The organism is Oleiagrimonas citrea, from assembly GCF_012395255.1.
GTDB lineage: Bacteria > Pseudomonadota > Gammaproteobacteria > Xanthomonadales > Rhodanobacteraceae > Oleiagrimonas > Oleiagrimonas citrea.
The window spans coordinates 49,684-67,707 of sequence record NZ_JAAZQD010000006.1 but is presented as its reverse complement, the minus strand read 5'-3'; the positions used below and the strand labels follow the sequence as shown (position 1 = coordinate 67,707).

Sequence of the window (18,024 nt, the reverse complement as noted above, 5' to 3'; positions counted from 1 at the left end):
GCGGTCGTGCATCAGAACTTGTACCGCGCGCCGATCATGTAGCGCGGTCCGGTCTGCGTGGCGTACTCCAGCTGATGGATGTTGCGGCTGTACTGCCGCTGCGTCCGGTTGGTGATGTTGATGCCTTCAAGCGACAGCGAGAACCGGTCGGTCACGTTGTACGTGGCGCTGAGATCCCACTGGCCGTACGGCGCGGTGTAGATCGGGTTCGGGCCGGTGCCATCGAACAGGCTGGTCAGGAACTTGTCGCGCCAGTTGTACGCGATGCGCGCCTGCCAGGGTCCCTTCTCGTAGAAGCCGACGAAGTTGGCCGAGTTGCTCAGACCCACCAGTGCGAACTGCTGACCGATGACGCGGTTGTCGTAGGTCAGTCCGGAGTTGACGATGGTGTAGTTCGCCGCCACGCCGAAGCCGGTCTTGCCGAGCATCTGCTGGACCGTGAACTCCCAGCCGTCCAGCGTGGCCGACTTCTGGTTGGCCGGCGTGGTGACGCGGAAGTTCGCCACCGGATCGTTCGGCTGGCCGACGATGGTGCCGGTGAGGTTGCCGTTGGTGTCCGTGCCCGTCACCGTCACGCCCGGTGCGCCGGCGTAGTTGGTGAAGATGTAGTTGCGGATGCACTGCAGGTCGGTCGAGGCGCAGCCGTTGCCGATAGCGTCGTTCCAGTACGCGCCGCCGACCGGCGTGTGCAGGTTGAACGGCTGCTGGGTGATCTGCGTGGTGCCGATGTAGTTGTCGATGTTCTTGCGGAAGTACGCGACGGAGAAGTAGCTGTTGTCGCCGTAGTACCACGCATAGGACAGATCGATGTTGTGCGACAGCAGCGGTTTCAGGCCGGGATTGCCCTGCGAACCGGTGCCGCCGTCCACGCGCACCAGGGTGTCCAGCGTCTGTCCGCCCTGGATGTCGCCCCAGCCCGGTCGGCCGATGGTCTCGCCGTAGCTCAGGCGCAGCTTCATCTCGTCGGTCAGGTCGAAGCTGAGGTCGATGTCCGGCAGGAAGTAGCGATACGAGCCGGACAGGCGCGTGAAGCCGGAACCGTTCTGCAGCAGCGAGAATTCGTTGACCGAGCCCCACGAAATGCCGGTCGCGGTGGGCACCAGCGCTTCGGAAGTGACGTCGGTCTTCTCGTAACGCACGCCCACGGCGAGGCTGATCGGCACGGCCGTGTCCCAGGTCTGGCTCCACTGCAGGTAGGCGCTGCGCGACTTCTCATGTACGCGGCGGTCGGTGGTGTAGATGGGCGAAGCCTGGTAGTCCTTCGGATCGTTGCCGGCGCGAGCCCAGGCATCGGCGGCCAGCTGTCGCACCTGATCGAAGTTCCAGGTGAAGAAGGCGTCGGTGAAGTTCGGATCGTTGTGCCGGTTGAACTGGTCGAAGTACTGGCCCATGTGATCCAGGTGCCAGACCGAGTCCGGATAGTCGGCCGCGCTGGTGGCGCCGCCCCAGGTATCCAGCTGCACGTTCGAGAACGCCGAACGGTCATGCATGTCGGTCTGGTCGATGCCGAAGTCCAGGCGCGAGTAGTCCGGGAAGGTGAAGTCGCCCGACAGCTGGATCTGGTCGATCTTCATCTTCTGGTAGCTGTTGCGGAACGACGAGCCGGTGACCAGCATCTGCGACGGATCGATCTGCGTCATGCCGGCCGGCAGCTGCACGTTCAGCACCGGGAAGCTGCCGTTGTAGTCCGCCGTGGTGGTGCCGCGGAAGAAGCCGGCGGTGCCCAGCACGTTGTTGGACCCGTACGGACTGTCGGGGCCGGCCACCGCGGTGGAGTGGTGCATGTCCAGACCCAGGTTCAGGTCGTCGGTCACCTTCCAGGCCGCGTTGAAGCCCAGCGACTTGTTCTGGTTCTTGGTAGCGCTCTCGCCGCCGCCCATGGCCAGATCGCTGTTGGCCGGATTGATGATTTCCGAGTACACCAGCGGCGCGGCCACCGGACCGTCGGTCCAGGAGCTGGTCGAGGGACCGAAGTTGAACCACACCGACATCTCGTTGCGCTGCTGCTGCACCTTCTGCTCGGAGTAGGTGTAGTCCAGCGTGGTGGTCAGGTTGTCCGTCGGCTTGTACTGGAACACCACCTGGCCGTTGGTGCGCTCGCGGCGCACGCCGGTGACGCTGTAGTTGAGGTTCTGCGGCACCGAGTAGACGTCGTTCGGACCGGGACGGTTGGTGATGTTCTCCGAACCGGGCTGACCCGGCTGCGGGATCGTGCCCCAGTTGTTCTCGTCGCCGTGGAAGGTGCGCCAGCCGCTGTCGGTCTTGACCTGGCTGAAGCCGTAGTCGCGTACCTGGTAGCTGCCGCTCACACCGATGCCGAAGCGGCCGTCCGCCGAAGTGGTGCTGAAGATGCCGGACAGTTCCGGCGTCATGGTGCTGCCCTGCTTGAGCGAGCCGGGGATATTGTTGTTGGACGTGTCCCACACGCCCTTCACGCCGAAGCTGCCGTGTGTGCCGGGGTGGTCGAACGGACGCGCCGTCTTGATGTTGATGGTCGCGCCGATGCCGCCGGCGGGCGTGCTGGCGCGGCTGGTCTTGTAGACGTCGATTTCCGAGATCGCCTCGGCGGCGAGGTTGGAGAAATCGAACGCGCGCGAGTTCGAGGCACTGGTGTCGTTGATGTCCGCCGTCGGCATCTGGCGGCCGTTCAGCAGCACCAGGTTGTAGTCCGGGCCGACGCCGCGGACGGTGACCTTGGAGCCCTCGCCGTTGACGCGGTCGATGGACACGCCCGAGACGCGCTGTAGTGCTTCGGCGAGGTTGGTGTCGGGGAACTTGCCGATGTCCTCGGCGACGATGCCGTCAACGATGCCGTCGGAATAGCGCTTGAGGTTCATCGACGACTGCAGGGATGCCGAGATGCTGCCCTGCACGACCACGGCCTGCAGCTTGGTCGGATCGTTCTTCGCCTTGGCCTTGGCCTTGGAGGCGATGGACGATTGATCCTGTGTGTTGCCGTTGTTGTTGTTCTGCGCCGATTGCGCCGACACGGTGCCTGCCAGCGCCATCAGCACGGCGGAGACCAGCAGACGACGATGCGGCAGATGCTTGTGTTGCTTCATGGTTGGCCTCCCCGCGCACATCGCCGTACGGTCTGGCCGTCCGGCGCCGGTGCGTTGTGCACTGTGGATCGGTGGTTCTTGCTCATGGTTCCCCTCCTTCGATCTTTCGATCTTCTGTGACGCGCCCTGTACTTGTTGTGGGTGGACCGGTGGGCGCTTGTTGGCATGACGCGTGGTGCGGAATGTCCCCCTGAAGCGACGCCGTGCATGAAGGCGTTCGTTGGCGTCGCGTCAGTGCATGGCGGCCGCGGGGCATGCAAGCACCGTGTCCGCGTGCGAATTCAGTTCGATCTTCGACAGCGCCAGGTCCAGAGGCGCATCACTGGACAGCACGAACGGTGCGGTGACCGCGCCCATGTGCGCGCCGGCCTCGCGGAAGCATTTCAGCGGTAGCGCGACGGTCATCCAGTGCTTGTTCGGCAGTTTCGCCAGCGCGGCGCGGAACGGCACGCCGACGGTGGCTCCGTCGGCCTGGGTGACGCCGAGTGTGACCGTGCCGGAAGCCGGCACGGCGTCCGTGCGCAGGGTCATCACCAGCATCACGTCGCCGCTGGTCTGGCGGTCCAGGTCGACCGACGCCTGCGTGGTCAGCGCCAGCGTGCCGCCGGGCTTCTTCCACATCACGCGGCGCGCGTCTTCCTGGGCCCTGTAGTCGACGCCGGTGATGCGCACCGCGCCGTCACCACTCTGCGACGGTACGCTGGTCACGGCCTGGGGAACGCCGGCCGGCGTGGTCAGCATCAGGCGGAACTTGCCGACCGCCTTGCCGTGGTCGAGGTACAGCCCGGTCGGATACTGCTGGCCGACCAGCCCGGACTTCTCCGGCAGCGGACCGGCGATGTCGCGGTCTTCGTAGGTCAGGCCGAAGCCGTACGGGTATTGCGGATCGTCCGCGGTCTGCGCCACCTGCACCGCGGTGCGCGGCCAGGCGAACGAAAGCTTGCCGTGGAAGTCGTGTTGCACCGTGCCATCGGGCTTGCGCAGCAGCACGTCGGCCACGCCGCCGCCTTCCGAGCCGGGCAGCCAGGCCATGACGAAGGCATTGGACGCGTTGATCTCGCGGTTCACCCACAGCGGGCGGCCGGCCAGGAACACAGCGACAACCGGGATGCCCTCGCCGCGCAGCTTCTTGATGAGATCCAGGTCGCGGCCGCGGTTGTCGTCGAAGGCGAAGTTCTTGCGGTCGCCCTGGAACTCGGCGTACGGGTTCTCGCCGAACACCACGATGGCGACATCGGGCTTGGTCTTGAAGGCGCCGTCGACCGCCAGTTCGGCGTGACCGCCGGCGGCGGTGATCTGCTGTTTCAGGCCCGACCAGATCGACTGTGCATTGGGAAAGTCGGCCGGGGTCACACCGGTGCCCTGCCAGGTGATGGTCCAGCCGCCGGACTGCTTGGACACGCTGTTGGCACCGTCGCCCGCGACCAGCACGCGCTGGTGCGGGTTCAGCGGCAGGATGCCCCCCTTGTTCTTCAGCAGCACCAGCGACTCGCGCACAGCGCGGCGCGCTAGCGCACGATGGGCCGGCGAGCCGATCACGGACAGCGGCGTCTTGCCGGCGTCGGCCGCCTGACGGTCGAACGCGCCGGCGCGCAGCTTCACGCGCAGCACGCGGGCCACGGCGTCGTCCAGGCGCGCCTTCGAAATTTGGCCGTTCTGAACTTGCTTGAGCGTGTTGGCGAACAGCGCGCGCCAGTCTTCCGGCGTCATCAGCACATCGACGCCGGCGTTGATCGCTTTCGGGCAGCTGGCGTTGGTGCAGCCTTCGAGCTGGCCGTGCGCGTTCCAGTCGCCGACCACCAGACCGTCGAAGCCCATGCGCTTTTTCAGCACGTCGGTCAGCAAGCCGTGGTTGCCGTGCATCTTCTCGCCGTTCCAGCTGGAGAACGAAGCCATCACGGTCTGCACACCGGCGGCGATGGTGGATACGTAGCCGGCGCCGTGCACGTCGCGCAGTACCTGTTCGCTGACCTCGGTGTCACCCTGATCCTTGCCGTCGTGGGTGCCGCCGTCGCCGAGGAAATGCTTGGCTGTGGCGATCACGTGATGCGCGCCGAGGAAGTCCTTGCTGCCCGGGTCGCCCTGCAGGCCGCGCACTTCGGCGGCGCCCAGCTCGGCGACCACGGACGGATTCTGCGAGAAGCCCTCGTAGGTGCGGCCCCAGCGGTCGTTCTGCGGGACCGCCAGGGTCGGTGCGAAGGTCCAGTCGATGTCGACGGCGCGTGTCTCAGCGGCGGTGGCCGCGCCGATGGCCTTCACCAGCGCCGGGTCGCGGGTCGCGCCCAGCGCGCTGTTCTGGGGAAACAGCGTGGCGCCGACCAGATTGTTGTTGCCGTGCACGGCGTCGATGCCAAACAGCACCGGGATCGCCGGGTGGCCGGCCGGTGCGTGCGCCATCGCCGCGCGGTGGAACGCGTCGACCAGCTTGCGCCACTTTGTCGGCGAGGCGAACTCGTCGCCGTAGGCGCCACTGTTGCCGCCGGCCAGAATCGAGCCGATCGGGTAGGTCGCCAGATCCTCGGGCTTGATGGTGGTGATGTCGGCCATGACCAGCTGGCCGACTTTCTGGCGCAGCGACATGTGTGCCATCAGGTCGTGGATGCGCTTTTCGAGCGCGGGGTCGGGCGGCAGCGCCGGCGTCACCCGGGGCCAGATCTGCGGATGCACGACGGTGGAGGCGGGGGCCGGTTGAGGACCCTTGGCCAGGGCGGCACCGGCCAGCGAGAGCAACACGCCGGCGAACGCCAGACGCACGGAGGCACGAAAACAAGCACTGCTGGAACGCACGAGATTCCCCGATATCGGTTCGTTTCGGGGCGTTTTGCTTAATCGGCCCCTCCCCACGCGGACGGTGCTCCTCCCCGAGCTCCGCAGACGCGTGGGGCCGATGTTTACTCCCGTATGACAGCGCTGTCAAACCGGAGCGTGACCGTTTTCACACGGCGTTACATCCGTTTTCACGATGAGTTACAGACTTTCTGCGACTTACGGCGGGGGTGTTCGCTCAGCGTGGTGGAGCGGTGGAAGCCCGTAGCTTCAACGCATATGGCACCTGCACCATGCGGCCGGGACCCTGCCCGCGCAGGACGTCCAGCAACTGCTGGCAGGCAATGCGGCCCATGTCGCGCGCCGGCTGGTGCACGGTGGTCAGCGTCGGCCAGACCTGACGCGAGATCGGCACGTCGTCGAAGCCGCAGACGGACAGGTCGTTCGGAATCGAGAGGCCGTGCTCGTTGGCGGCCCAGAGCACGCCCGAGGCCATGTCGTCGTTGCCGGCGAAGATCGCGGTCGGCGGCCTTTCCAGTGCGAGCAGTTGCCGCGCGGCCTGCACGCCGGAATCGAACGAGAAGTCGCCCTGCACCACCAGCGCTGGTTCGACCGGAATGCCCGCGTCCGTGAGCGCTTGCCGGTAGCCGGCCAGACGCCATGTGCCGGCGCCGTGCACGGTGTGGCCGATGGCATGGGCGATGCGGCGATGGCCGAGCTGGATCAGGTGCGTGACGATTTCGCGCGCGGCCTCCTGCTCGTCCATGTACACGCCGATGGTGTCGGCGCGCTGTTTCGGCGACACGCTGGCGTAGATGACGTTGCGTTCGTGCAGCCGCTGCAGCAGGCCGGGATGGTCGCTGACCGGCGGCGTCAGCACCAGACCGTCGGGGCGATGCGCGGAGATCAGCGTGTCCACGCGTTCGACGAAGTCCGGCGCCTCGGTGTCGAGTGGGCGCACCAGCATGCTGTAGTGGCGCTGGTCGCAGGCTTCCAGCACGCCGTCCTGGACCTCGGTGAGGTAGCTCGACGACGGATTGTCGTACAGTGTGGCGACCGTGTAGGAGTGATTGCTGGCCAGACTGCGGGCAGAAAGGTGCGGACGGTAGTTGAGCTCGGCGACCACGGCGCGCACGCGCTCCCGCGTCGACTCGCGCACATTGGCTTCGTCGTTGAGCACACGCGAAACGGTCTTGGGGGAAACTCCCGCCGCGCGCGCGACGTCTTCGAGACGTACCCGCATGTGTGGCTTTCCAGGCGTGGCCGGGCAGGCCGCAGGCGGCACTATGCGTTCAAACTTTCGTCAGCACAAGGCGAGGGTCTCAAACAGACGTGAACGGCGACAATCGGCTGCATTCGGTGATTAATGCCGCATCCAGGTAACTAAAAGTGCTGAAAATCATCGATCATGCAGCCAGTATCTTTGTTGTCACGAGGAAATCATTGCGTCCAGGAAGCGCCTGAACGAAGCCCGTGCAGGGCCGTGGGCGCGCGATTGCGCTTTGCACAGAGTGCGCGATCATGAAGGTTCCCTCGAACCCGGAGTCGCATGATGCCCCGCCCCGATACCGCCTTCCTGTTCGATCTCGACGGCACCCTGGTCGATAGCGTCTATCAGCACGTTCTGGCCTGGAAACAGGCGCTGGATCGTGAGGGCATTGAACTGTCCGTGTGGCGCATCCACCGCAAGATCGGCATGAGCGGCGGCCTGTTCACCAACATCCTACTGCGCGAAACCGGCGTCGACATCACCGAGGAGCGCGTAGAGCGTCTGCGCCGTTTCCATGCCGAGGCCTACCAGCGTCAGGCTGGCGAGGGCGCGATCCGTCCGCTGCCCGGCGCGCGTGAACTGCTGACCTACCTCACCGAGCAGGAATTGCCGTGGGCCGTCGCTACCAGCGGTCGCATGGAGACTGCGGCGCACAATCTCGAAGCGCTGGGCGTCGACCCGGCGCGCGTGCCCGTGGTTACGCGCGATCAGGTGCGTTTCGCCAAGCCCGATCCGGACCTGTTTCTGGCCGCGGCCGAACGGCTGGACGTGGACATTCAGGACGCACTGATCATCGGCGACAGCATCTGGGACATGCTCGCGGCGAAGCGTGCGCGTGGGCTCGGCGTGGGCCTGCTGTCCGGCGGCTATGGCGCCGAGGAACTGCAGAGCGCCGGCGCGTTCCGTGTCTACGAGGACCCGGCCGACCTGCTCCTGCACATTGACGAGGTCGCCGCGCGGCGTTGAGTAGCATGGAGCGGGCGCAACGATGCCCGGTTCGACCTTCTCTCTTGCGCCGTGTCGGGCGCATGCATGGTGCGATCGAGCTTCGGTGAACAAGGAGCTTCTGCGATGCTCATTGTTCGCATGTCCGGTGTCTCGCGAGGCACGATACGCGTCATGACGCCGGAACGGCAGGAGCGTAGGCTGAAGATATGAAGCCGGGTCTGATCCATTCGAGAGAAACGATGACCGCTCCGACCAGCGTGCTGCGGGCCGTTGCGCAGGGTGTGCTGCTCTGCTTGCTGCTGGCGCTGGCCGGACCTGCCGTGGCGCATCGCGCCGCGCTCGACTATTTCTGGCATCCCGAGCTGGCCCCCGCGGGGCCGCTGGTGATTGTGGTCAGTCTGGACGAGCAGCAGCTGTACGCCTACCGCAACGGTGTGGCCATCGGCGTCAGTCCGATCAGCTCGGGCAAACCGGGCTACGAGACGCCGACCGGCGTGTACACGATCCTGCAGAAGAAACGCCAGCATTACTCGAATCTCTACGACGACGCGCCGATGCCGTACATGCAACGCCTGACCTGGGATGGCGTGGCGCTGCACGCGGGTTCGCTCCCGGGGCATGCTGCTTCGCACGGCTGCGTCCGCTTGCCGTCGGCGTTCGCCAGCCGGCTGTACGGCGCCACGCGGCGTGGCGACGTGGTAGTCGTGGCCGATGCGCGCGTCTCGCCGGCCACAGTTGTGCATCCGTCTGCGGTGGCGCCGATCGATCTGGCCGGGCAGCCCGTGATGCTGCTGGGCAGCCCGTTCGAGGCGAACCCGGAGCAGGATGCCGATGCGGATGCTCCCGTGAGCATCGTCGTCAGCACGACGGACGGCATGGCCTATGTATTGCGCAATGGTCGACTGGTCGCACATGCGCCGGTGACGCTGGTCCCGGGATTGTCCCTGCGCGGGATGCTGCTCTATGTCATGGGCGCCGATCGCGAGGGCGATGCGTCCGCGCAGCCTCGTTGGACCGGCTATCGCATTCTGGGCGCCGGGCCGGTACCGGATCCCGATCAACTGGCGCGTCATGTTCAATTGTCGCAGAGCTTCGGCCGCGGTCTGCGCGAGATGCTGCGTCCGGGCACTACGGTGTTGGTGACCGATCTGCCCGGTTATGGCCGTGCGCCACACCCGGTCTACGGCGCGCTGCTGCAATCCGGATCGGTGAAGCCGGCGGATCGCGCTGAACGAACAAAACGCTCGGATTCGAAGCGTCTCACGCACCCCTGATACAGAACTGGGTAAAATATAACCAACAAGTACGTTTGTACCGTCGCGCCCCAACATGAATTTCCCCAGTCCGCGTCTCCTGTGGTTTCGCCTTGTCGTGTTGCTCGTATTCCTGGGCACGGGCGCGTTTGCGCAGGCGTCCGGCTCCGGTGGCGGTTCGGGCCATGCGCTGGCCGCGGCCCTGGAAAGGGCGGCGCCGCAGGCCAATCCGCGGGTCATCGCGCTGGCCACGCGCGCCCTGGCCTGCGTGCGCAAGCACAGGACGGTACGCACCCTCAGCGTGATCGACTACTCGCTGCCTTCCACCACGCCGCGACTGTGGGTGTTCGACCTTTCGCAGCGCTCCGTGCTGTTCCATCTGCTGGTGGCACACGGCCGCAATACCGGCGGGCAGTACGCGAAGCATTTCTCCAACCGTGAAGGCAGCCTAATGTCGAGCCTGGGCACCTTCGTCACCGATGGCACCTACGTCGGCCACAACGGTTACTCATTGCGTCTGAAGGGGCTGGACGGCCGCTTCAACGATCAGGCCGAAAAGCGCGCCATCGTGATCCACGGCGCGAGCTACGTCAGCCGCCAGTTCGCCAAGGCGCAAGGACGTCTCGGCCGCAGTTGGGGTTGCCCGGCTGTGCGCAAGTCTGTCGCCAAGCCGCTGATCGACACCATTCGCAAGCAGTCGGTGGTGTTCGCCTACTACCCCGACAAGGACTGGTTGCACGATGCACCGACGCTGGTGGATTGCGGAGATGCATCCACGGGGACGTCGTCCGCCCTCGCTCCCTGAGGGATTACGCTGCGGGATTCCAGCGAAAGCCGTGCGGCAGGATGGCTGGTCCAAACAGGAAATGAAGCACGCGGCGTTGGCCATGGCTTTCGCCGTCGGCCTTCGATGAGGCGTGCAACAGCAGTGGACGCATGACCCAGGCGTCTCCGGTGTCTGCAGTGCAGTATGTTTCACCGATACGGTCGCGAAGCCGGCGGGCTGTCGCGAGATCAAGCCGGCCATGACGATGCGAACCGGAAACGACCCGCAGCGGTCCGTTTTCCCGGGTGCAGACATCCAGGTGTACGCGTACAGCGACCATCTTTTCGAGCACATCGACCGGCGGTTGTGCGAACAGCAAGCCGTCCTTTTCCGACCAGCCGGACCATGCCGGGTGGTCGATGCGATCGGCCACGGGAATGCTCAGATCCTGATGCAGGGGCACCAGCCAGTTGTGCTTGTCCGACTTGGCGAAGCGCGTGCATTGCACGACAACCGGCGTTTCGGCCAGCAGAGAAGACAGTGCGGGGTGCTCCCGGAGTGAAGCGGCGAGCGTTGCACACCACGGCTGATGCAGGAGCGAGCGGTCACCTGCGCCGCTTTTCGATGGGCTCTGTGCGCACAGAGCCCTGCACGTGGACGCGTCGAGGACCGAAGGAACATGAGCGAAGCCCGTTTTCGCGAAGGATTCGATCACTTTGGGAAAGTGCCCGTGATGAAGATGCCGTCAGGGTAGATCAGGTTGCCGTGCAAACCATCATGCTGGCGAAGGCTGGAATCGAGGATCGTGTCTGCGAAGACGGCGAGCACGGTTCCTGCGTGCTCGCCATGGGTTCCTTTTGCCGGAACAGCGATCCGCCGAAAAGGATCAGCTGGGCGCCTCGGCCGCCAGCAACGCGTCGAGGTCGTCCTGATCGAACTTCAGCCGATCACGGCTGCCGCCGCCTTCGAGTACCGCGGCTGCCAGTTCGGCCTTGCGTACCTTCATGGTTTCGATGCGTTCTTCCACCGTGCCGCTGGTGATGAGCTTGTACACGAACACCGGTTTGTCCTGACCGATGCGATGCGCGCGGTCGGCGGCCTGGGCCTCGGCGGCGGGATTCCACCATGGGTCGTAGTGGATCACGGTGTCGGCGGCGGTGAGGTTGAGACCGACGCCGCCGGCCTTGAGGCTGAGCAGGAACAGCGGCACTTCGCCTTCCTGGAAGCGGCGCACGGGTTCAGCGCGGTCGCGGGTCTCGCCGGTCAGGGTGACGTAGCGGATGCGCTTGCGGTCGAGTTCGCGGCCGATCAGCTTCAGCATCTCGGTGAACTGGCTGAAAAGCAGCACTTTTCGGCCTTCGGCGATCAGCGCCGGCAGCATGTCCAGCAGCAGCTCCATCTTGGCCGACTCGCGCACGCCGCGCGCGGCTTCGAGCTTGACCAGGCGCGGGTCGCAGCAGGCTTGGCGCAGTTTCAGCAGCGCGTCGAGCACGATGATGCCGCTGTGCTCGATGCCGCGCTGGGCGATGACTTCGCGCAGCTCGTCAGCCAGTGACAGGCGCAGGCTCTCGTAGAGCTCGCGTTGCTTGCCGTCGAGCACCACGCGACGGGTGATCTCGGTCTTGGCCGGCAGCTCGGAGGCGACTTCGGCCTTGGTGCGGCGCAGGATGAATGGTGCGATGCGCTGGTTGAGGCGCTGCTGGCAGGCGGCGTCGTTCTGCTTCTCGATCGGGCCGCGGTAGTGGCGGCGGAAGGCGCGTTCGTCGCCGAGCAGACCGGGCACGGCCAGATCGACCTGCGACCACAGTTCGCCCAGGTGATTCTCCAGCGGCGTGCCGGTCAGACACAGCAGGCGTCCGGCGTTGAGTTTGAGCAGCGCGCGGCGGGCCTGCGTGCGCGGGTTCTTCACCTGCTGCGCCTCGTCCAGTACCACCACTTCGAAGCGTTGCTGTTTCAGGGTGTCGAGGTCGCGCGGCAGCAGGGCGTAGCTGGTCAGAATGATGTCGTGCTCGCCGATGCGCGCGAAGTGGTCGCTGCGCTGCGGGCCGTGCAGGGTGAGCACCGTGAGCTTGGGCACGAAGCGTGCGGCTTCGGCCTGCCAGTTCGGGATCAGGCTGGTCGGCAGCACGATCAGCGCGGGATGCTTGAGCCGGTCGGCTTCCTTCAGCGTCTGCAGATGCGCCAGCAACTGCAGGGTCTTGCCCAGTCCCATGTCGTCGGCCAGCACGCCGCCGACATCGGCCTCGTCCAGTGCGTTGAGCCAGCGCAGGCCTTCGCGCTGGTAGTCGCGCAACGTGGCCTTGAGGCCCTTCGGCACGGTGTCGGTGGCGCGCTCGGCGGCTTCGCGCAGGCGGCGGGTGAAGCCGCGTAGTGCGCGGGGCGCTTCCAGCTTGCCGTCGCTGGGCAGAGCCTTGGCCAGTTCCTCCAGGCGTCCGGCCTGCACGCGCGGCAGGCGCAAGCGGGTGCGTGGCTTCTCCAGGTATTCGGCCAGCGGCGCCAGCATGGCGCGCAGTTCGCGCAGACGCACGGGCACGCGCTTGCGATCGTCGACCGGGGCGTACCAGACTGCATCCTCGGCCTCATTGGTGGCCGGCGTCAGGCTGATCTGCTGCTCGCCCAGCGCCTGCGCCACCACCGGCAGCAGGTTGACGCGCTGGCCGTCGACCTCGATGCCGATTTCCAGCTCGAAGCGGTCATCGTCGCGTCCGGCGCTGGCCTCGCCGTACCAGTGCACGGGACCTTCCAGCACCTCGAACGGAAAGCTCTTGTCGTAATCGAGGATGAAGCCGTCGTCCTCGAGTTTGCCGCGCAGCGCCATCCAGCGCGCAGGCGTGTTCACTTCCAGCGCGCCGGTGTGGCCGGTGCCGGGGAACAACCAGGCGTCGTCGGGCAGTGTGTCGGTCAGATCCCAGGGCAGTCCCTCGGTATCGACAGCGGGGGTGAGACCAGCGTTTTCCAGGCGCTCCATCGCGGCCAGTTCGTCGGCGCGCTGGCGCGTGATCTCGATCAGCTTGCCGTCGCGCACGCGGCGCACATGCGGCTCGCCGCCGCGGCTGGGTAGACGCTCGCCGCCGTAGTCGAAGCTGAGACAGGCGTGCGCCAGCGGCGGCGTACCCGCGGCCAGTCGGGCATGCCGGGTCAGCGCGCGCAGGGTCAGCACGGGCTGTGGTGCAAGACTGCCGGATTTGGCCTTGCTGAGGACGTGCGGCGCAGGAATCCGATCGGCCAGCGGCGAGGCGGCCAGAGCGGCGGCCAGGGCCGCGGCGTCCTCGGGGGCGACTGGGGGTGCGTCGATCAGGCGTGCTTCGTCGGACTCGAGTTCGAGCAGGCCGAGCGCAGCGTTCTCGGGGTCCAGATACCAGGGGGCGCCGATGCGCAGCAGCCGCTGTCCATGCGGTAGTTTCGGCAGCAGGTGCTGCAGTCCCTTGTCGTCGAGCTGCCAGACCCATTCCGGTCGGTGCGATTTGCCGCGCGTGAGGCGCAGTCCGGCCACGCCGCCGAGGAAGCAGGGCGCGGTGTCGAGGATCTCGGTCAGCAACGCGTCGCCGACGGCGCCGTGCAGGTGAGCGTAGTTGCGGCCCTTGCGCTGGCTGTGCGGCAGACCGAGCAGGCTGGTTGCCAGGCGCTGCTCGGTAGGCGGCAGCTTGGTCTGTGCGAGACGACGCGGGTCCAGCGGCACGGCGTGATACAGGCGACCCTGCTCGCCGACGCTGAGGAGTACCGGCGCAACTTCCAGGCGCGCGCCGGGATGGTCCTCGCCGTTGACCATCTCCAGGAAGAGGCCGAGCGTGGGGCCGCCGCTGGGGGCCGGTTCCGGCACGCTTGCCGGGCGGCCGTCGAGCAGTCGACGCCAAGCCGTGGGTACGGCGCCTTGCGGTTCCGAATCCTTGTCCTTGCGTGGCCGGGGCGGGGCCCGACGTTCGCCGGTCGGTCGCTGCATCCGTCTCGCTCGCGGATCAAAACATCAAGACTAGCAGCCTGCGCGCCCATGCGTGCAAGCACCGGTGCACAACTCGACGAAAAATTGCGACCGAACTAGTTCGGCGGGAACAGTTCGCTGGCGTATTCGGGTTTCTGTTCGCGCGCCATCAGGGTGCGCAGCGCTTCTCCGGGGGTGACGTCGCCATGCAGCACGGCGCGCACGCCGAAGGCGATCGGCAGGTCCAGCCCGTGCTGTTCGGCCAGGCGACCGACTTCGTCGGCCGTGACCACGCTCTCGACCACCTGGCCGATCTCGCGTATCGCCTCGTCGAGCGGCACGCCGCGACCCAGCGCAAGGCCCAGGCGGCGATTGCGCGACAGGTCGCCGGTGCAGGTCAGCACCAAGTCGCCGAGACCGGACAGTCCCATCAGCGTTTCCGGGCGTGCGCCGAGCGCGATGCCCAGTTGCAGCATCTCGTACATGCCGCGGGTGATGAGGCCGGCGCGGGCGTTGAGGCCCAGTTTCATGCCGTCGGCAACGCCGGTGGCGACGGCCAGCACGTTCTTCATCGCACCACCGAGTTCGGCGCCGAGCATGTCGCTGCCGGTGTAGGCGCGGAAGTCGGGTGCGTGCAGCAGGTCGGCCAGCCGCTGAGCGTAATCGGCGTCGGAGGCATGCACGGTGACCGCGGTCGGCAGACCGGTGACCACCTCGCGTGCGAACGAGGGCCCGGTGATGACGGCCATCGGACGTCCGGGCAGGCGCTCGCCCACCAGTTCGTGCAGGAAGCGCCCGGTGCCGGGCTCGAAACCCTTGGTAGCCCAGCTGACCGCGCACGATGCCGGCAGCAGCGGCGCGATCCGGTCCAGCAGCGCCGCGAAGGCGTGGCTGGGCACCGCGATCAGCACAATGTCCGCCTGCTTCACGGCGGCGGCCAGATCCGGCTCGAAGCACAGCGCCGCCGGCAGCTCCAGATCCGGCAGGTAGCGCACATTGCGGTGCGCCGCCTGCATTTCGGTCAGTGCCTCCGGATCACGCCCCCACAAGGTGGTGGGCGTGCCGTTGCGCGCCAGCAACGCGGCCAGCGCCGTGCCCCAGGAGCCGGCGCCGAGCACGCTGACGCGCGGTTTCGCCTGCGTCATGGGCGTCGACTCAGGAGTTCAGCGTCGGCGCCGCTTCGCCTGCGGCCTGGCGGCGCTGCTGTTCGGCGAACAGGGCGTCGAAGTTGATCGGCTGCAGCAGGAACGGCGGGAAGCCACCATCCTGGATCATCGAGGCGATGGTCTGGCGCGCGAACGGGAACAGCACGTTGGGGCAGTAGCTGCCGATGATGTTCTCTTCGTCCTCGGCCGAGAAGCCGGCCATGCCGAAGATGCCGGCCTGGTGCACTTCGGCCAGGTAGGCGGTCTGGTCGCCCAGCATGCAGGTCAGGGTCAGGGTCAGCACGACCTCGCGGCTGGTTTCGTCCAGCTTGGTCGCCTTGTGGCCCAGGTTCAGCTGCACCTGCGGCTGTTCCTCGGTCTCGCCGATCTGCTGAAAGATGGCGGGCGCGTTGGGCGCTTCGAAGGAGGCGTCCTTCAGATAGACCTTCTGCAGGATCAGTTCGACCTGGTCCTGGCCGTTCGCTTGGATTTCTTCTGCCATGATGTTCTCTGCTTGCGATGATCGAATGCGAAAGAGCGGCATTGTCCCATAGATTGCCTTGCCGTGTACGACCGGGCGAAGCCTCTGCGGTGATGGGCGTGCTTGCGGCGAGGTTGCTTCGTTTGCCATAATGGCGAGCTTGCCTTTCTGTGTCCGACTCTTCGGGCGCTCCTCGCGCGACGCGGCTGCGTGCAGGCAGAGGCAGGTTTCCAGCACGCCGCAAACGGCCCGAACGGCCGTCGCTGGGCCGAAATCGCCCTGGCTAATGGGTGGTCCACACCGTATTCGGAGGTCATCATGGCCCGTGTATGCCAAGTCACCGGCAAGCGTGTGCAGACCGGCAACAATGTCTCGCATGCCAACAACAAGACGCGCCGTCGCTGGTTGCCCAACCTGCATGAGCGTCGTTTCTGGGTGCCCAGCGAAAATCGCTGGGTGAAGCTGCGTGTGTCCAGCAAAGCGCTGCGCACCATCGACAAGAACGGCATCGAGGCCGTGATCGCCGACCTGCGTGCCCGCGGCGAAAAGGTTTAAGGAGACAAGATCATGCCCTCCAAGCGCGACAAGATCCGCCTGATTTCGTCGGCCGGCACCGGCCACTTCTACACCACCAACAAGAACAAGAAGAACATGCCCGAGAAGATGGAGATCAAGAAGTTCGATCCCGTCGTCCGCAAGCACGTCATCTACAAGGAAGGCAAGATCAAGTGATGCCGGGCCGCGCGGTTCCGCGCGGCTTTCCATCCACCCGCTATGGCGGGGATCGATGCTTCCCGACAAGGCCCGCCCTCACCGGCGGGCCTTGTTTTTTTGTGCATCGAGAAGGCGGCCGCGGCAGTATCCGCCATCCGCCGTTTTTTCGTATCGTCTACGGTGCACTCTCGAGAACGGTGGCCACTATGCGAGTTCGGAGCGCATACGCAGCAGGGGCTCCTGCCGTGACCTCTTCGACTCGGTAGGGTGGATCCGCAGGTATGAAAAAGGCCCGCCGGAGCGGGCCTTTTCACATTGCGTGATCGCGCTTGCCTCGATCAGGCGTGATGGCTGGCGATCGAGTAGCCCTTCAGGCGCTGGGCGAAGTCCTGCAGGGCGCGGATGCCGCTCTGCTCGGCTTCGCGGATCCACTGCTGCAGACCCTTCAACGCCGCGTCGGCGCCGCGCTGCTCCATCAATGCCATCAGGCGGGCGCGGTAATCGCAGACCACGCGCAGGCGCGGGCGATGCTCGACCACGGCTTCCAGTTGCGCGCGCTTGTCACGGTCCAGCCAGCGACCGCCGTCGGCCAGCGCGCGGCGCAGGCGCTTGGGTACGGCCTTGATGCTCTCGCCGGCGTGCGCGGCTTCTTCGCGCAGCGTGGGCACGATGACCTGGCGGTAGTAGTCGGTCATGGCCTGGAAGCGGTGCGTGAGCACGGCCTTCAGGGTGTCGGCGTCGGGCAGGTTCACGTTCGGACGCACGTCCAGCGACGGCGCCACGCGAAGCACCTTGGCCAGACCCACGGCGCGCAGGCCGCAGATGACCGTCCAGCCAATGTCGAATTCCCACTTGCGCAGCGCGAACTTGGCCGAGCTGGGGAAGGCGTGGTGATTGTTGTGCAGCTCTTCGCCGCCGATCCAGAAGCCCCACGGGATCAGGTTGGTGGCGGTGTCCGAACTCTCGAAGTTGCGGTAGCCCCACCAGTGGCCGATGCCGTTGACGAAGCCGGCGGCCCAGAACGGAATCCAGATCATCTGGATGGCCCAGATGGCCAGACCCACCGCGCCGAACAGCGCGATGTTGATGATCGCCATCAGGGTCGGCCCCCAGTACGGGTGCGCGCTGTACAGATGACGTTCGATCCAGTCGTCCGGCGTGCCGCGACCGTACTTCTCCATGTCGGCGCGGTTCTCACTCGCCTCGCGATACAGACTCACGCCGTCCCAGAACACTTTCTTGATGCCATAGATCTGCGGGCTGTGCGGATCGTCCTTGGTTTCCACCAGGGCGTGATGCTTGCGATGGATCGCGACCCACTCCTTGGTCACCATGCCGGTGGTCAGCCACGACCAGAAGCGCAGGAAATGCGCGATCACGGGGTGGAAGTCCACGCCGCGGTGCGTCTGGCTGCGATGCAGGTACAGGGTGACGGCGAAGATGGTCAGCTGGGTGACGATCAGTCCGTAGACCAGCCAGGTAACCCAACCGGCGCCGGTCAGGCCGCGGGCGGCGAAGTCGAGAAAAGCGTTGAACATCAGTACGTCTCGGAGTATCGGGAGGTCAGTGTACGCGCTGCGCTTCCATACCCGCCAGCATGGCGAGGGAAGCTGGAATGCGTCAGGCGTCAATCGCATTGAACCACATCGGATGTTGCAAAAGTATTGTTGCTACGCACTTTTTTCCGATGCCTGTTGTCC

At 66.0% G+C, this 18,024-nt stretch carries 13 protein-coding genes; 5 read left to right on the top strand and 8 right to left on the bottom strand.

The window, feature by feature from the left end:
* Window positions 1-11: 11 nt before the first annotated feature.
* The 3 genes from HF690_RS13820 to HF690_RS13810 form a co-directional block, all read right to left on the bottom strand.
* Window positions 12-3,062, bottom strand: coding sequence for a TonB-dependent receptor (locus HF690_RS13820; RefSeq protein ID WP_168609859.1), 3,051 nt, complete (start codon window positions 3,060-3,062; stop codon window positions 12-14).
* Between the two features lie 231 nt (window positions 3,063-3,293).
* Window positions 3,294-5,864: a glycoside hydrolase family 3 N-terminal domain-containing protein gene (locus HF690_RS13815; protein WP_168609950.1), complete on the bottom strand. Its 2,571-nt coding sequence runs from the start codon at window positions 5,862-5,864 to the stop codon at window positions 3,294-3,296.
* Between the two features lie 202 nt (window positions 5,865-6,066).
* Window positions 6,067-7,071 carry a LacI family DNA-binding transcriptional regulator gene (locus tag HF690_RS13810; protein WP_168609858.1) on the bottom strand — a complete coding sequence of 335 codons (1,005 nt, stop codon included), beginning with the start codon at window positions 7,069-7,071 and terminating at the stop codon, window positions 6,067-6,069.
* A 309-nt stretch (window positions 7,072-7,380) separates the two neighbouring features.
* On the opposite strand from HF690_RS13810, the gene HF690_RS13805 reads away from it, so the two are divergent.
* The 3 genes from HF690_RS13805 (at window position 7,381) to HF690_RS13795 (ending at window position 10,104) form a co-directional block, all read left to right on the top strand.
* Entirely contained in the window at window positions 7,381-8,064 is a 684-nt protein-coding gene (locus HF690_RS13805; RefSeq protein WP_113065626.1) for an HAD family hydrolase, read from the top strand.
* Window positions 8,065-8,285: 221 nt separating this feature from the next.
* The gene (locus HF690_RS13800; protein WP_168609857.1) at window positions 8,286-9,320 is read left to right on the top strand and encodes a L,D-transpeptidase family protein; all 1,035 of its coding nucleotides are present in this window, start codon (window positions 8,286-8,288) and stop codon (window positions 9,318-9,320) included.
* A gap of 55 nt (window positions 9,321-9,375) precedes the next feature.
* The gene (locus HF690_RS13795) at window positions 9,376-10,104 is read left to right on the top strand and encodes a murein L,D-transpeptidase catalytic domain family protein (RefSeq protein ID WP_168609856.1); all 729 of its coding nucleotides are present in this window, start codon (window positions 9,376-9,378) and stop codon (window positions 10,102-10,104) included.
* 4 nt (window positions 10,105-10,108) lie between these two features.
* On the opposite strand, the gene HF690_RS13790 is transcribed toward HF690_RS13795, so the two are convergent.
* From HF690_RS13790 to secB, 4 genes are all read right to left on the bottom strand, one after another.
* Window positions 10,109-10,780 carry a phytanoyl-CoA dioxygenase family protein gene (locus HF690_RS13790; protein WP_168609855.1) on the bottom strand — a complete coding sequence of 224 codons (672 nt, stop codon included), beginning with the start codon at window positions 10,778-10,780 and terminating at the stop codon, window positions 10,109-10,111.
* A 171-nt stretch (window positions 10,781-10,951) separates the two neighbouring features.
* On the bottom strand, window positions 10,952-14,005 hold the full coding sequence (locus HF690_RS13785; RefSeq protein WP_168609854.1) for a DEAD/DEAH box helicase: 3,054 nt from the start codon (window positions 14,003-14,005) through the stop codon (window positions 10,952-10,954).
* A 95-nt stretch (window positions 14,006-14,100) separates the two neighbouring features.
* A complete protein-coding gene (locus HF690_RS13780) occupies window positions 14,101-15,129 on the bottom strand; it encodes an NAD(P)H-dependent glycerol-3-phosphate dehydrogenase (protein WP_168609853.1) in 1,029 nt (342 codons plus the stop codon).
* 10 nt (window positions 15,130-15,139) lie between these two features.
* A complete protein-coding gene (gene secB, locus HF690_RS13775; RefSeq protein ID WP_113065522.1) occupies window positions 15,140-15,631 on the bottom strand; it encodes a protein-export chaperone SecB in 492 nt (163 codons plus the stop codon).
* Between the two features lie 297 nt (window positions 15,632-15,928).
* On the opposite strand from secB, the gene rpmB reads away from it, so the two are divergent.
* Window positions 15,929-16,165 carry a 50S ribosomal protein L28 gene (rpmB, locus tag HF690_RS13770; RefSeq protein WP_113065523.1) on the top strand — a complete coding sequence of 79 codons (237 nt, stop codon included), beginning with the start codon at window positions 15,929-15,931 and terminating at the stop codon, window positions 16,163-16,165.
* A gap of 9 nt (window positions 16,166-16,174) precedes the next feature.
* Window positions 16,175-16,342: a 50S ribosomal protein L33 gene (gene rpmG, locus HF690_RS13765; protein WP_425495915.1), complete on the top strand. Its 168-nt coding sequence runs from the start codon at window positions 16,175-16,177 to the stop codon at window positions 16,340-16,342.
* Window positions 16,343-16,662: 320 nt separating this feature from the next.
* On the opposite strand, the gene HF690_RS13760 is transcribed toward rpmG, so the two are convergent.
* Window positions 16,663-17,862, bottom strand: coding sequence for a DesA family fatty acid desaturase (locus tag HF690_RS13760; protein WP_168609852.1), 1,200 nt, complete (start codon window positions 17,860-17,862; stop codon window positions 16,663-16,665).
* Window positions 17,863-18,024 lie beyond the last annotated feature (162 nt).

Coding starts and splice junctions, on each gene's coding strand:
- HF690_RS13795 (WP_168609856.1), top strand. CDS start 9,376: ATGAATTTCCCCAGTCCGCGTCTCCTGTGGTTTCGCCTTGTCGTGTTG.
- secB (WP_113065522.1), bottom strand. CDS start 15,631: ATGGCAGAAGAAATCCAAGCGAACGGCCAGGACCAGGTCGAACTGATC.
- HF690_RS13810 (WP_168609858.1), bottom strand. CDS start 7,071: ATGCGGGTACGTCTCGAAGACGTCGCGCGCGCGGCGGGAGTTTCCCCC.
- HF690_RS13820 (WP_168609859.1), bottom strand. CDS start 3,062: ATGAAGCAACACAAGCATCTGCCGCATCGTCGTCTGCTGGTCTCCGCC.
- rpmB (WP_113065523.1), top strand. CDS start 15,929: ATGGCCCGTGTATGCCAAGTCACCGGCAAGCGTGTGCAGACCGGCAAC.
- HF690_RS13760 (WP_168609852.1), bottom strand. CDS start 17,862: ATGTTCAACGCTTTTCTCGACTTCGCCGCCCGCGGCCTGACCGGCGCC.
- HF690_RS13800 (WP_168609857.1), top strand. CDS start 8,286: ATGACCGCTCCGACCAGCGTGCTGCGGGCCGTTGCGCAGGGTGTGCTG.
- HF690_RS13805 (WP_113065626.1), top strand. CDS start 7,381: ATGCCCCGCCCCGATACCGCCTTCCTGTTCGATCTCGACGGCACCCTG.
- HF690_RS13785 (WP_168609854.1), bottom strand. CDS start 14,005: ATGCAGCGACCGACCGGCGAACGTCGGGCCCCGCCCCGGCCACGCAAG.
- HF690_RS13780 (WP_168609853.1), bottom strand. CDS start 15,129: ATGACGCAGGCGAAACCGCGCGTCAGCGTGCTCGGCGCCGGCTCCTGG.